At 70.9% G+C, this 14997-nt stretch carries 9 protein-coding genes; 7 read left to right on the plus strand and 2 right to left on the minus strand.

The genetic code is table 11. The features are described 5' to 3' along the window. The first annotated feature begins 19 nt into the window (after positions 1-19). The 5 genes from ACZ39I_RS16310 to ACZ39I_RS16330 are packed head-to-tail and all read left to right on the plus strand — an operon-like array spanning position 20 to position 7822. Positions 20-2227, plus strand: coding sequence for a WD40/YVTN/BNR-like repeat-containing protein (locus ACZ39I_RS16310; RefSeq protein ID WP_467245036.1), 2208 nt, complete (start codon positions 20-22; stop codon positions 2225-2227). Then, positions 2227-4206: a beta-galactosidase gene (locus ACZ39I_RS16315; protein WP_467245037.1), complete on the plus strand. Its 1980-nt coding sequence runs from the start codon at positions 2227-2229 to the stop codon at positions 4204-4206. Before ACZ39I_RS16310 ends, ACZ39I_RS16315 begins: the two co-directional genes overlap by 1 nt. After that, positions 4203-6416, plus strand: coding sequence for a glycosyl hydrolase family 95 catalytic domain-containing protein (locus tag ACZ39I_RS16320; protein WP_467245038.1), 2214 nt, complete (start codon positions 4203-4205; stop codon positions 6414-6416). The genes ACZ39I_RS16315 and ACZ39I_RS16320 overlap by 4 nt, the downstream gene beginning before the upstream one ends. A 39-nt stretch (positions 6417-6455) precedes the next feature. Continuing rightward, positions 6456-7166 (plus strand): glycoside hydrolase family 12 protein, encoded by a 711-nt coding sequence (locus ACZ39I_RS16325; protein ID WP_403664245.1) that lies wholly within the window; start codon positions 6456-6458, stop codon positions 7164-7166. A 35-nt stretch (positions 7167-7201) separates the two neighbouring features. Then, positions 7202-7822, plus strand: coding sequence for a chorismate mutase (locus ACZ39I_RS16330; RefSeq protein WP_467245039.1), 621 nt, complete (start codon positions 7202-7204; stop codon positions 7820-7822). 73 nt (positions 7823-7895) lie between these two features. Here ACZ39I_RS16330 and ACZ39I_RS16335 read toward each other — a convergent pair whose 3' ends face one another. Both ACZ39I_RS16335 and ACZ39I_RS16340 read right to left on the minus strand, forming a co-directional pair. Next, the gene (locus ACZ39I_RS16335) at positions 7896-9935 is read right to left on the minus strand and encodes a glycoside hydrolase family 31 protein (RefSeq protein ID WP_467245040.1); all 2040 of its coding nucleotides are present in this window, start codon (positions 9933-9935) and stop codon (positions 7896-7898) included. Between the two features lie 84 nt (positions 9936-10019). Further along, a complete protein-coding gene (locus tag ACZ39I_RS16340; protein ID WP_393604396.1) occupies positions 10020-11033 on the minus strand; it encodes a LacI family DNA-binding transcriptional regulator in 1014 nt (337 codons plus the stop codon). 692 nt (positions 11034-11725) lie between these two features. Between ACZ39I_RS16340 and ACZ39I_RS16345 the strand changes: the two genes are divergently transcribed. After that, positions 11726-13657 carry an acyl-CoA dehydrogenase family protein gene (locus ACZ39I_RS16345; protein WP_467245041.1) on the plus strand — a complete coding sequence of 644 codons (1932 nt, stop codon included), beginning with the start codon at positions 11726-11728 and terminating at the stop codon, positions 13655-13657. A 75-nt stretch (positions 13658-13732) separates the two neighbouring features. Then, complete coding sequence (gene dxr, locus ACZ39I_RS16350; RefSeq protein WP_467245042.1) at positions 13733-14989, plus strand: 1-deoxy-D-xylulose-5-phosphate reductoisomerase; 1257 nt, start codon at positions 13733-13735, stop codon at positions 14987-14989. The last annotated feature ends 8 nt before the right edge of the window (positions 14990-14997 follow it).

Raw genomic sequence — 14997 nt, forward strand, 5'->3', positions numbered from 1 at the left:
GTTCAGAGCGAGGTTTGTCATGCTTACGTCCGGGCCCAGCCGTCGTGCTGTTCTCGCCGGGGCCGCGGCCGCTGCCGCGATCACCGCCGTTCCGTCCTTCCCCGGTGTGGCCTCGGCCGCCGACTCCGCCACCCCCACCTACCGCTGGCGCCAAGTAGCCATCGGCGGGACCGGATTCGTCACCGGTGTTCTCTTCCACCCCTCCGTGCGCGGACTCGCCTACGCCCGTACCGACATCGGCGGGGCCTATCGCTGGGACGAGCGGAGCGCTCGCTGGATTCCGCTCAACGACGATCTCGGCTGGGACGACTGGAACCTCCTCGGGGTCGAGGCCATGGCCGTCGACCCCGCCCACCCGAACCGGGTCTACCTCGCGCTCGGCACCTACGCCCAGTCCTGGGCCGGCAACGGGGCAGTCCTGCGGTCCGAGGACCGTGGTGCCACCTGGGCCCGTACCGACCTCACCGTGAAGCTCGGTGGGAACGAGGACGGGCGGGGGGCGGGCGAGCGGCTGCTCGTCGATCCGCGGGACAGTGACACGCTGTGGCTGGGGACCAGACACGACGGGCTGCTCAAGTCCACGGACCGGGGCGCGACCTGGAAGGCCGCGAGCTTCCCGGCCACCCCGAGCGCCACCGGCCAGGGCATCACCCTCCTCGTCGCCGCGGGCCGCAGCGTCTACGCCGGCTGGGGCGATTCCGACGGCACCACCGCCAACCTGTACCGCACCTCCGACGGCACCACCTGGGAAGCCGTCCCCGAGCAGCCCTCCGGTACCTCCGCCAAGGTGCCGATCCGGGCCGCCTATGACTGCCACACCCGCGAGCTGTACGTCACCTACGCCAACACGCCCGGCCCCAACGGGCAGTCCGACGGCAGCGTGCACAAGCTGGCCACCGCGAGCGGTAAGTGGACCGACGTCACCCCGGTGAAGCCCGGCGGGACCACGAGCGACGGCTCCTCCGACACCTTCGCCTACGGCGGAGTCGCCGTCGACGCCCGCCGCCCCGGCACGGTGGTCGTCTCCACCAACAACCGCTGGGCGGCCGTCGACACCCTGTACCGGACCACGAACGGCGGCCGAACCTGGACGTCCCTGAAGGACTCCGCGGTCCTCGACGTCTCCGAGACCCCGTTCCTCACCTTCGGTGCCGACGCGCCCAAGTTCGGCTGGTGGATCCAGGCCGTCGCCGTCGACCCGTACGACTCGAAGCACATCGTCTACGGCACCGGCGCCACCCTCTACGGCACCCGGGACCTCAAGCACTGGGCCCCGCAGATCCGCGGCCTGGAGGAGACCTCCGTACGGCAGCTGATCTCGCCCCCGACCGGTGAGGCACACCTGCTGAGCGGGCTCGGGGACATCGGGGTGATGTACCACGAGCGGCTCACGGCCTCACCGTCACGGGGCATGGCGAGCAACCCCGTGTTCGGGTCGGCGACGGGACTCGCGCAGGCCGCGGCCAAGCCCTCGTACGTCGTGCGCACGGGCTTCGGCGACCACGGCAACGGCGCCTTCTCGAACGACGGCGGCAGGACCTGGGCGCCCTTCGCGGCCCAGCCGGCTCAGGCCAAGGACTCGCCGGGGCCGATCGCCACCAACCCCGACGGCAGCGTGCTGCTGTGGACCTTCGTGCACTGGGACGGCACCAAGTACCCCGCCCAGCGCTCGACCGACAACGGAGCGACCTGGAGCGAGGTCGCCGGCTACCCCAAGGGCGCCACCCCGCTGGCCGACCCGGCCGACCCCACACGCTTCTACGCGTACGACACCGACACCGGCACCCTGTTCGCCAGCACGGACGGCGGCCTCACCTTCACCGGGCGCGCGAGCGGACTGCCCTCCGGCGACAGCCAGTTCCAGCTGACCGCGGCCCCGGGGCGCTCCGGCGACCTGTGGCTGAGCACCAAGACCAACGGCCTGTACCGGTCCACCGACGGCGGAGCGACCTTCACCAAACTCACCAGCTGCTGGGCCTCGCACACCCTCGCTTTCGGCAAGGCGGCCAAGGGCGCCGATCAGCCCGCGATCTACATGGTCGGCTCCACCGAGGCGATCACCGGCGTGTACCGCTCCGACGACGGCGCGAAGAGCTGGGTGCGCGTCAACGACGACCGGCACCAGTGGGGCTGGATCGGCGCGACCATCGCCGCCGACCCGCGGATCCACGGCCGCGTCTACATCGCCACCAACGGCCGGGGCATCCAGTACGGGGAGCCCGTCTGATGGCCGGGCTGAGCGCGGTGACCAACGGCCGCATCCTCTACGGCGGCGACTACAACCCCGAGCAGTGGCCCGAGGAGACCTGGCAGGACGACGTCCGGCTGATGAAGGCCGCCGGCGTCAACTCCGTCACGCTCGGCGTCTTCTCCTGGGCGAAGCTCGAACCGTGGCCGGGGGAGCGGGTCTTCGGCTGGCTGGACCGGCTGATGGACCTCATGCACGACAACGGCATCGGGGTCGTCCTCGCCACCCCCACCTCCTCGCCGCCGCCGTGGCTGGGCCACCTGCACCCCGACACCCTGCCCGTCACCGAGGACGGCCGCACCGAGTACTGGGGCGGACGCCAGCACTTCTCGCACTCCAGCGCCACCTACCGCCGTTACGCCGCCGCCATCACCGAGGACCTCGCCGCCCGCTACGGCGGCCACCCTGCCCTCACCATGTGGCACATCAACAACGAGTACTGCACCTACGACTGGAGCGACCAGGCCGCCGCCCGCTTCCGCACCTGGCTGCAGCACCGCTACGGTTCCCTCGACGCCCTCAACTCCGCTTGGGGCACCGCCTTCTGGAGCCAGGGCTACGGCGACTGGGCCGAGATCCACACACCCCGTCAGGCCCACTACATGAAGAACCCCACCCAGGTGCTGGACTTCAAACGGTTCACCTCCGACATGCTCCTGGAGTGCTACCTCGCCGAGCGGGACATCGTCCGCCGGGCCACCCCGCACACCCCGGTGACCACCAACTTCATGCCCCTGTGGGTCGGCCAGGACGCCTGGCGCTGGGCCGAGGAGGAGGACGTCGTCTCCGTCGACATCTATCCCGACCCGCGTGACCCCCTGGGCGCACAACAGGGCGCCCTCGTCCAGGACATGACCCGCTCGCAGGCACGCGGCCCCTGGATGCTGATGGAGCAGGCCGCCGGACCGGTCAACTGGCGGGGCGTGAACCACCCCAAGCCCCGTGGCCTGAACCGCCTCTGGTCCCTGCAGGCCGTCGCCCGCGGCGCCGACGCCGTCTGCTACTTCCAGTGGCGCCAGTCCCGGCAGGGCGCGGAGAAGTTCCACTCCGGGATGGTCAGCCACGCGGGGGAGGAGGGGCGCACCTACCAGGAGGTCAAGCAACTCGGCGCCGAACTGACCGCCATATCGCGGCATGTGACGGACAGCCATACCGCCAACGACATCGCCGTCCTGCACGACTGGCACGCCTGGTGGGCCGGCGCCCAGGACGGCCGGCTCTCCCACGAGGCCGACTACCCGGACGTGCTGCGGACCTGGCACCGCGCCCTGTGGGAGGCCCACCTCACCACCGACTTCGCCCACCCCGAACACGACCTCACCGCCTACAAGGTGGTCGTCGTCCCCCAGCTCTACGCCCTCACCGACGCGGCGATCGACAACCTCCTCGCCTACGTCCGCCAGGGCGGCACCCTCGTCTCCGGCTTCCTGACCGGTGTCGCCGACGAGGACGACCGGGTACGCCCCGGCGGCATGGACGCCCGGCTGCGCGAGCTGTTCGGCATCCGCACCCTGCACGAGTGGTGGCCGCTGGACGCGGGGGAGCACGCGGAATGCGACGGCTCATCAGGCGGATTCCAGGGCACCCTGTGGTCGGAGGAGATCGACAAGACCGAGGACGCCACCGCGGAGGCCTCGTACAAGGGCGGTGAGCTCGACGGGCTGCCCGCCGTGCTGCGCAGGGGCCGCGCCTGGTACCTCTCGACGCTTCCCGAGCCTGGCGCCCTGCGCGAGCTGCTCGCCCGGATCGCCACGGGTGCGGGCGTACGACCGGTCCTCGCCGGACTGCCCGACCAGGTCGAGGCCGTCCGCCGCGGTGACCTGCTCTTCCTGCTCAACCACGGCCGCGAGCCGGTGACGGTCGACGTGACCGGCACCCACCAGGACCTGCTGACGGGGCACTCCGTCACGGACCGGGTCGCGCTGGGCCGCTACGGCGTGGCGGTGCTGCGGCCATGACCGACGGACCCGTCCACGGCACCTGGGAACCCGAACCGGCCGCGCGCTGGGAGGACGGCTTCCTCAGCGGCAACGGCCACCACGGCGCCCTCCTCTTCGGCGAGCCGAACGACGAGCGGGTCGTCGTCACCCATCACACCCTGGTCCGCCCCAACGGCGCCGAACACGCCCGCCCGCCCCGCCTCGCCGCCGAACTCCCCGCGCTCCAGGACCGGTTGCTCGCCGGCGAACTCGACGCCGCCGAGCGCTTCACCGACGGACGCCCGCTGCAGTGGGTACAGCCCTTCCACCCCGCCTTCCACATCAGGCTGCGCCGTCCGCGCGCCGCCGTCGCCGGCTACCGCAGGTCCGTCGACTTCACCACCGGCGTCCTGCACACCGAGTGCGAGCAGGGGCGCGGGCAGGTCTTCGTCTCCCGCGCGGACGACGTCATCGTCCAGCACGTCGAGGCCGCGGACCTGGTCGTCTCACTGGACCACCGGCTCCCCGGCTCGCCCAGCACCCTGATGATCGGCCAGAGCATCGTCCGCGCCGCCGACGGGGCCCTCCTCACCCTCAGGGTCCGCTACCCCGACAGCGACCGCCGCTACACCGGCATCACTCTGGTCGTCCCCACGGGCGGCCGCACCGCGCTCATCCCGCCCGGCGCCCACGTCACCGGCGCCGAGTCCGTCCTGCTGCTGACCCGCGTCGTACGCCACACCGGCGAACTGGACACGGCACCCCACGTCGAGGCCCTGCGCGAGCTGGCCCCCGAGCCCGAATCCGGGTCCGAGCCGGGGTCCGTCACCTACGCCCGGCTCCTCGGCAGACACACCGGCCTCCACCGCACCGCCTACGAACGCGTCACCCTCGACCTGGCCGCCGACCCCGACGAACGCGCTTTGCCCGGCTCGGAGTTGCTGGCGAGGCCCGACAGCCCCGCCCTCCTGGAACGCCTCTTCGCCGCCGGCCGCTACCACCTGCTCTCTTCGAGCGGCCTCTTCCCGCCCCGCCTCACCGGCCTGTGGACCGGCGACTGGGACACGGCATGGTCGGGAGCCTTCACCAACGACGCCAACGTCAACCTCCAGACCGCGTCGGCCGCGTCTGCGGCCCTTCCCGAAGTGACGGAAGCTCTCGCCCGTCTGATCCACCGTCAGTTGCCGGACTGGCAGGACAACGCCCGCGAGATCTTCGGCGCCCGGGGTGTCGTCGCCCCGCCGCACTCCGACGGCGAGTCCGGGCTGACGTACCACTTCAGCCGCGAGTACCCGCTGCACCTGTGGACCGCGGGCGCCGACTGGTTGCTCAAGCCCCTCGTCGACCACGACGAGAGCCGCGGCGAACAGGACCCGCGCACCGCCCGCGCCCTCGCCGAACTCGCCCTGTTCTACGAGGACTTCCTCACCCGCACGGACGCCGACGGCCATCTCGTCGTCGTCCCCTCCTACTCGCCGGAGAACCGCCCGGCGAACGCCAGTTGGGGTGCGATCAACGCGGCCATGGACCTCTCGGCCGCCCGGCACGCCCTGCTCACGGCCGCCGCCTACCACCCGGAGAAGGCGGACGCCTGGCGGGCCCTCGCCGACCGGCTCCCACCGCACCGGATCAACGCCGACGGAGCCCTCGCCGAATGGGCCTGGCCCGGCCTCGACGACACCTACGACCACCGCCACCTCAGCCATCTCTACGGCGTCTGGCCGCTCGACGAGATCACCCCGTACGACACCCCCGACCTCGCCCGGGCCGCCCACCGCGCCCTCGAACTGCGCGGCTCCGAGAACGACTCGGCCCACGGCCACCTCCACCACGCCCTCGTCGCGGCCCGCCTGCGCGACGGCGAACGCGTCGCACACGCCCTCGGCCAGGTCCTCAAGGGCGACTTCTTCCACGCCTCGCTGATGAGCGCGCACTACCCGCACCGGAACGTCTACAACGCGGACGCCGCCCACACCCTGCCCGCCGTTCTCGTCGAGATGCTCGTGCAGTCGACACCGGACCGGCTGGTGCTGCTCCCGGCACTCCCCACCAGCTGCCCCCGAGGTGAACTCCGGGGCATCCGCACCAGGTTCGGGGCCGCACTCGACCTCACCTGGAGCCCCACCGAAGCGACCGCGGTGCTGCGCCCCACCCGCAGCCACCGCGTCGAACTGAGGACTTCCTCCGGCGCCGAACCGCTCGACCTCGTCGCCGGAGAAGACCACGTCATCCGTCTGGAGGCGTGGTAACTCCCCCCGCATCTCCCCCCACCCATGGAAAGGGACACCATGGCAAGCACCCTGCGCAAGATCACCATGGCCGTACTGGCCCCGGCGATGGCGATCGGCGCCACCGTCGGACTCGCCTCCGCCCCCGCGTCCGCCGCCGTCTGGAGCTCCTGCGACCAGTGGGCCAACACGAGCCTGAACGGCTACACCCTCTACAACAACATCTGGGGCTCCGGCGCCGGCAGCCAGTGCATCTGGGCCAACTCCGGCACCAACTGGGGCGTCAACGCCAACCACCCCAACACCGGCGGCATCAAGTCCTACCCCAACTCCAAGAAGGTGATCAACAAGTCGATCACCTCGCTCGGTTCGCTCTCCAGCAGCTACAACGTCTCGGTCCCCTCGTCCGGCGCGTACAACACGTCGTACGACATCTGGGACACCGACTACGACTACGAGATCATGCTCTGGGTCAACAAGACCGGAGCCGTCGGCCCGCTCGGCACCTCGCAGGGCAATGTGACGCTCGGCGGCCACACCTGGACCGTCTACAAGGGCACCAACGGCGCGAACCAGGTCTTCTCCTTCGTCCGCACCTCCAACTCCAGCTCCGGCACGGTCAACATCCTCCCGATCCTGAAGTGGATCAAGGACACCAAGGGCTGGTTCGGCAACGAGACCATCGGCGACGTGCAGTTCGGCTTCGAGATCACCAGCTCGTCCGGTGGCCTGAACTTCACCGCCAACAACCTGACCGTGAGCAGCAGTTGACCTGATCGTGGGGCAGGGTCGGGTTTGATGGGGGCATGCGTACCACCACCCCCCTCCGACGTGCCCTGATCACCGTGACCGCGACCGCGGCCGTCGTTCTCACCGCGACGGGTTCCGCGGTCGCGGTTCCCGTCTCCGGGACGGCCGCGGCACCCCACGCCGCCGCCCACTCCCTCTCCGCCCTGCATCCCGTCGTCGAACTCGCCGCCGAACGCCTCGCCACCGCCGACCTGATCGCCGCCGCCAAGTGGGGCACCGACAGCCCCATCGACGACCCCGCCCGCGAACAGCAGGTCCTCGACAACGTCGCCGCCCAGGCCCAGCAGCTCGGCGCCGACCCGGACGAGATCCGCGTGATCTTCCGTGACCAGATCGAGGCGAACAAGCTCGTCCAGCGCGGCCTGTTCCAGCGCTGGACCGACCACCCCGACCAGGCGCCGACGACCAAGCCCGACCTGAGCGTCGTACGGCAGGAGATCAACCGCGTGACCAGCGCCCTGGTCGAGGCACTCGCCACCACCGCCGACGACCGGGACGCGGTCACCTGCCGCCCCGAACTCCTCCTCGCCGCCCTCCAGGTCCACCACGAGAACCACCTCGACGCCCTGCACACCCGGGCCCTGGTACGTGCCCTGCGCTCGTTCTGCGGAAGCTGACCCCCACACCCCCACACCCCCACACGACGAAGCGGCCGGCCCACCCCCGTGGGACCGGCCGCTGTCGTTGTCGCTACTCCGCCACGGGAAGCTGCGCCCCGTCCCGCAGGAACAGCGGAATCCGGTCCAGCGGGGCGTCCACGGTCACCGTCCTGCCGCCCTCGTACGTCTGCCCGGTCCACGCGTCCGTCCAGGTCGCCCCCGCCGGAAGATACGTCGTACGGGCCGTCGCGCCCGCCGTGAGCACCGGGGCGACCAGGAGATCCGCGCCGAAGAGATACGCGTCGTCGACCGTCCACGTCGCCTGGTCGTCCGGGAACTCCAGGAACAGCGGGCGCATCGGCGTCAGGCCCTCCTCATGGGCCTCGCGCATGACCTTCAGGACGTACGGCTTGAGCCGCTCACGCAGTCGCAGGTACTTCTCCAGGATCGCGCCGGCCTCCCCGCCGTACGACCACACCTCGTTGGGGCCGCCGGTCATGTCCGGGCCCAGCGGCATGCCCGGGTCGCGGAAGCCGTGCAGCCGCATCAGCGGGGACAGCGCGCCGAACTGGAACCAGCGGACCATGACCTCGCGGTACGCCGGGTCGTCCGGGTCTCCGCCGTGGAAGCCGCCGATATCGGTGTTCCACCAGGGGATGCCGGACATCGCGGTGTTCAGGCCGGCCGCGATCTGCTCGCGCAGGGTCGGGAAGTCGGTGCCGATGTCACCGGACCACAGGGCGGCACCGTAGCGCTGACTGCCCGCCCAGGCGGAGCGGTTGAGGGTGATGACCTCCTCGCCGGCGGCCGTCAGGCCCTCGTGGAAGGTGCGGGAGTTCTCGGCCGGGTACATGTTGCCGACCTCAAGGCCGGGACCCGCCCAGTAGCGCAGGTTCTCCTGGAAACCGGGCTTGAGCTCCGGCTCGCAGGCGTCCAGCCAGAAGGCCGTGATGCCGTACGGGGCGAGGTAGTTGTCACGGATCTTCGACCACATGAACTCCCGGGCCTCCGGGTTCGTGGCGTCGTAGAAGGCGACCTGGACGGTGGAGGCGACCCCCTTGTCGGGCCAGTCGGCGTGCGCCATCGGGCCGTACTGGGTGCCGATGAAGTAGCCGCGCTGCTCCATCAGGGCGTGGTTCTCGCTGAGCGGCGACACCGACGGCCACACGCTCACCACCAACTTGACGCCCAGCTCCTCCAGTTCACGGACCATCGCCGCCGGGTCGGGCCACTCGACCGGGTCGAACTTCCACTCGCCGAGGTGCGTCCAGTGGAAGAAGTCGCAGACGATCGCGGAGAGCGGCAGTCCGCGCCGCTTGTACTCCCGCGCCACCGACAGGAGTTCGTCCTGGGTGCGGTAGCGCAGCTTGCACTGCCAGAAACCCGCCGCCCAATCCGGCAGCATCGGCGTCCGGCCGGTCACCGCGCTGTAGCGGCGCTGGCCGTCGGCCGGGGCGCCCGCGGTGATCCAGTAGTCGATCTGGCGGGCCGAGTCGGCCACCCAGCGCGTGCCGTTGTGGGCCAGCTCCACGCGGCCGATCGCCGGGTTGTTCCACAGCAGGGTGTAGCCGCGGCTGGAGGCGAGGACCGGGATGCCGACCTCGGCGTTGCGCTGGATCAGATCGAGGACCAGGCCCTTCTGGTCCAGCTTGCCGTGCTGGTGCTGGCCGAGGCCGTACAGCTTCTCGTCGTCGTAGGCGGCGAAGCGCTGCTCCAGACGGTGGTGGCCGTTGCCGACCGCGGTGTACAGGCGCGAGCCGGGCCACCAGAAGTGCGCGCGGGCCTCCGCGAGGAGCTCGGCCGAGTCCGCGGTGCTCAGGAAGCGGAGCTGTCCCTCGGCGTCGACGTGGACGGTCAGCGCGCCCACCGTCAACCAGGCTTCCCCGTCACCGGTCTTGACCGTGCTCTCGGTGGCCGGCGGCTCGTCGAGCAGGGCGCCCGGCAGTCCCTCCAGGATCGGCCCGCCGAGCCGGGCACGCACCCGCACGGCGTCCGGGCCCCAGGGCTCGATGCGCACGGTCTCCTGGCGCCCGCTCCACTCCAGCGCGCCGTCCCGCTCCCGGAACGTGCCGACGGTGGGGGACGACTGCGCGAGACTGACCTTGGGCTGGATTTCGGCAGGCTGATTCACGAGGAGTGCTCCTGAGGGAATGCAGACAGGGGCGTGCCGCACAGGCACGCGATGCGTGGTGTGTGAGGTCCGGTGGGTGAGGTGTCAGGACACCGAAGGTGCCGGGCCCGTGCTCGCCCGGACCGTCAACTCGGGCTCGATCAGGACGACTTCGTCCTCACCGCGCCCCTCCAGCTTGGCGACCAGCCGCTCCAGGGCGTGCCGGCCCATCTCCTGGGCGGGAATGGCGACCGACGTCAGCCGCACCGAGGCCTGCACGGCGACCTGCTCGGGGCAGATCGCGACCACCGAGACGTCCTCGGGGATGGCCCGGCCCTGCTGGCGCAGCAGCGCGAGCAGCGGCTCCACGGCCTGCTCGTTCTGCACGACGAAGCCCGTGGTGGACGGCCGCTCGTCGAGGATCCGGGCAAGGGTCACGGCCATCGCGTCGTACCCGCCCTCGCACGGCCGGTGCAGCAGCCGTACGCCCAACTCCTGGGCGCGCGACCGGAGTCCGTCCAGAGTGCGCTCGGCGAAACCGGTGTGCCGTTCGTAGACCGCGGGGGCCTCGCCGATGACAGCGATGTCGCGGTGACCGAGCTTCGCGAGATGCTCGACGCACAGGGCGCCGGTGGCCCGGAAGTCGAGGTCGACGCAAGTGAGCCCGGACGTGTCGGCGGGGAGACCGATCAGCACGGAGGGCTGGTCGGTGCCCCGCAGGAACGGCAGCCGCTCGTCGTCGAGTTCGACGTCCATCAGGATCATCGCGTCGGCGAGCCCGCTGCCGGTGACGCGGCGTACCGCGTCGGGGCCCTCCTCGCCGGTCAGCAGCAGCACGTCGTAGCCGTGCGTCCGCGCGGTGGTGGCCACCGCGATGGCGATCTCCATCATCACCGGCACGTACATGTCGGTGCGGAGCGGGATCATCAGCGCGATGATGTTCGACCTGCTGCTGGCGAGCGCGCGGGCACCGGCGTTCGGGTGGTAGCCGAGCTCGCGGATGCTCTCCTCGACCCGCTGCCGGGTGCTCGTCGAGATGGACCGCTTGCCACTGAGGACATAGCTCACCGTGCTCGCCGAGACTCCGGCGTGCTGGGCGACCTCGGCGAGGGTGACCATCCAGCTCTCCAAGCTTTGTGAAGCGCTTCGACAGTGCGCAGTGCGAACAGGTGCGGGTGGGGGTGGTTCGACAGTAGCTCCCCCGGGAGTGGGTGTCCATAGGTTGTCGAAGCGCTTCGACAAAGACTGCGGAGCCCGCACCGCACGCAGGAGGATCCACAGGCAACAGACCCACGCCGGCCCGGCCGTTCCCGGCCTCCGCGGCCCGCGGGCCTCCTGCCTACCACGACCGGACGCCAAGGAGCCATGGACCGGGCACACGGAGCCCGGCCGGTGAACCGACCCGCACGGACGCCCGGCGGGGGCGCAGGTCGGGAATGCCGACGGCGGCCCGGACCAGGTCGGACGCAACGCTCGGGGGTGAAGCCGCCGGCGCTCCGGCCCTCGTCGGGGTTGTTGATGTACGGCCGCGATGATCTTGCGGCCGCGCAGGGCGTCGGTGAGGTCGGCGCCGAAGAAGAAGCTGACCAGGCCGGTGAGCGTGCCGCGGCCGTGGGCGTCCATGCCGAGCAGCCGGCCCGCGGGAACGGGCGGCGGGGGCCCACTGGACACCCGGTCGTCTTCCGTCGACATCGGCCGAACGGCCGCGCGAGGGGTGGTGACCTCGCCCGGGATCGGGTACATACGATCGGGTAGCACCCGTCGGTAACCATACGGCCCCCATGATCCCGATTCACGACGAGGTGAGCCTGATGTCCGCACCGTCCACCAAGCCGATCGTCACCGAGCGCGAGGCCCGCGAGGTGGCGGAGGCCGCCCGGGAGCAGGACTGGCGCAAGCCCAGCTTCGCCAAGGAACTGTTCCTCGGGCGTTTCCGGCTCGACCTCATCCACCCCCACCCGATGCCCCCCGACGAGGACGCCCAGCGCGGCGAGGACTTCCTGGCCAAGCTCCGCGACTTCTGCGAGACCAAGGTGGACGGCGCCCTCATCGAACGCGAGGCCCGGATCCCCGACGACGTCGTGGCCGGCCTCAAGGAGCTCGGCGCCCTCGGCATGAAGATCGACACCAAGTACGGCGGCCTCGGCCTCACCCAGGTGTACTACAACAAGGCACTGGCCCTCGCGGGCTCCGCGAGCCCCGCGATCGGCGTGCTGCTCTCGGCCCACCAGTCGATCGGCGTACCGCAGCCGCTGAAGCTGTTCGGCACCCAGGAACAGAAGGAGAAGTTCCTGCCCCGGTGCGCCCGCACCGACATCAGCGCCTTCCTCCTCACCGAACCGGACGTCGGCTCCGACCCGGCCCGCCTCGCGACCAGCGCGGTGCCCGACGGCGACGACTACGTCCTCGACGGAGTGAAGCTGTGGACGACCAACGGCGTGGTCGCCGACCTGCTCGTCGTCATGGCCCGCGTGCCGAAGTCCGAGGGTCACAAGGGCGGCATCACCGCCTTCGTCGTGGAGGCCGACTCGCCCGGCGTCACCGTCGAGAACCGCAACGCCTTCATGGGCCTGCGCGGCATCGAGAACGGCGTCACCCGCTTCCACCAGGTCCGGGTCCCGGCGGCGAACCGCATCGGCCCCGAGGGCGCGGGCCTGAAGATCGCCCTGACCACCCTCAACACCGGCCGCCTCTCCCTGCCCGCCTCCTGCGTGGCCGCCGGCAAGTGGTGCCTGAAGATCGCCCGCGAATGGTCCGCCGCCCGCGAACAGTGGGGCAAGCCGATCGCCCACCACGAGGCCGTCGGCTCCAAGATCTCCTTCATCGCGGCGACGACCTTCGCCCTGGAGGCCGTCCTGGACCTGTCCTCCCAGATGGCCGACGAGAACCGCAACGACATCCGCATCGAGGGCGCCCTCGCCAAGCTCTACGCCTCCGAGATGGCCTGGCTCGTCGCCGACGAACTGGTCCAGATCCGCGGCGGCCGCGGCTTCGAGACCGCCGACTCCCTCAGGGCCCGCGGCGAGAAGGCGGTCCCCGCCGAACAGGTCCTGCGCGACCTGCGCATCAACCGCATCTTCGAGGGCTCGACCGAGATCATGCACCTGTTGATCGCCCGCGAGGCCGTCGACGCCCACCTCTCCGTCGCCGGAGACCTCATCGACCCCGACAAGTCCCTCGGCGACAAGGCGAAGGCAGGCGCGAACGCGGGCGTCTTCTACGCCAAGTGGCTCCCGAAACTGGTCGCCGGACCAGGACAACTCCCCACCTCGTACGCCGAGTTCAAACGCGAGGTAGACCTCTCGCCGCACCTGCGCTACGTCGAACGTACGTCCCGCAAACTCGCCCGCTCCACCTTCTACGCCATGTCCCGCTGGCAGGGCCGCATGGAGACCAAGCAGGGCTTCCTCGGCCGGATCGTCGACATCGGCGCCGAACTCTTCGCGATGAGCGCGGCCTGCGTACGCGCCGAACTCCTCTACACCACCGAGTCCCACGGCCGCGAGGCCTACCAGCTCGCCGACGCCTTCTGCCACCAGTCCCGCCTGCGCGTCGAGGAACTCTTCGGCCGCCTGTGGAACAACACCGACGACCAGGACCGCAAGGTCGTCAAGGGAGTCATGTCCGGCACCTACGCCTGGCTGGAGGACGGCATCGTCGACCCCTCCGGCGAGGGCGTCTGGATCGCGGACACGACCCCCGGCCCCTCCGAGAAGGAGAACGTCCACCGGCCCGTCCGCTGACCCCTCACGACAGCGCGCCCCCCGAGAGGGGGACGCGCTGTCCCCACACACCGTCCTTACGGCAACAATGGAGGGATGAGCGACAGTCCAGCCCCCCTCGCCGACCCCCACCTGGTCTACGACCCCGTCGCGGGCGACGGACCCAAGGACGTGGCGATCCTCGGTTCCACCGGCTCGATCGGCACCCAGGCCATCGACCTCGTGCTGCGCAACCCCGACCGGTTCCGGGTGACCGGGCTCTCCGCCAACGGCGGCCGGGTCGCGCTCCTCGCCGAGCAGGCGCACCGGCTGAAGGCGCGGACCGTCGCGGTCGCCCGCGAGGACGTCGTACCGCAGCTGCGTGAGGCGCTCAGCGGGCTCTACGGCACGGGCGAGCCGCTCCCCGAGATCCTCGCCGGCCCGGACGCGGCCACCCAGCTCGCCGCCTCCGACGCGCACACCGTCCTCAACGGCATCACCGGCTCCATCGGACTCGCGCCCACCCTCGCCGCCCTGGAGGCGGGCCGCACCCTCGCGCTCGCCAACAAGGAGTCGCTCATCGTGGGCGGCCCGCTGGTCAAGGCCCTCGCCAAGCCCGGCCAGATCATCCCCGTCGACTCCGAGCACGCGGCCCTCTTCCAGGCCCTGGCCTCCGGGACCCGGGCCGACGTACGCAAGCTCGTCGTCACCGCGTCCGGCGGCCCCTTCCGCGGCCGTACGAAATCCGACCTCGCCCAGGTGACCGTCGAGGACGCCCTCGCCCACCCCACCTGGGCCATGGGCCCGGTCATCACGATCAACTCCGCGACCCTCGTCAACAAGGGTCTCGAAGTCATCGAGGCACACCTCCTCTACGACATTCCCTTCGACCGCATTGAGGTGGTCGTGCATCCCCAGTCGTATGTCCACTCGATGGTTGAGTTCACGGATGGATCCACGATCGCCCAGGCGACGCCCCCCGACATGCGGGGGCCGATCGCCATCGGTCTCGGCTGGCCCGAGCGCGTCCCCGACGCGGCACCCGCCTTCGACTGGAGCAAGGCGTCGACCTGGGAGTTCTTCCCGCTCGACAACGACGCGTTTCCTTCGGTCAACCTTGCGAGACACGTGGGACAGCTCGCGGGCACGGCCCCGGCGGTGTTCAATGCCGCCAACGAGGAGTGCGTCGAGGCCTTCCGGGCCGGCGCACTGCCGTTCAACGGGATCATGGAGACCGTGACCCGGGTGGTGGACGAGCACGGCACCCCTCGCGGGGGAACCTCGCTCACCGTCGCGGACGTCCTCGAAGCGGAGACCTGGGCGCGGACCCGGGCCCGGGAACTGACGGCACAGACGGCGGAGGCCCGTGCATGACGACCCTG

It is taken from the genome of Streptomyces sp. NPDC024687, from assembly GCF_055559055.1.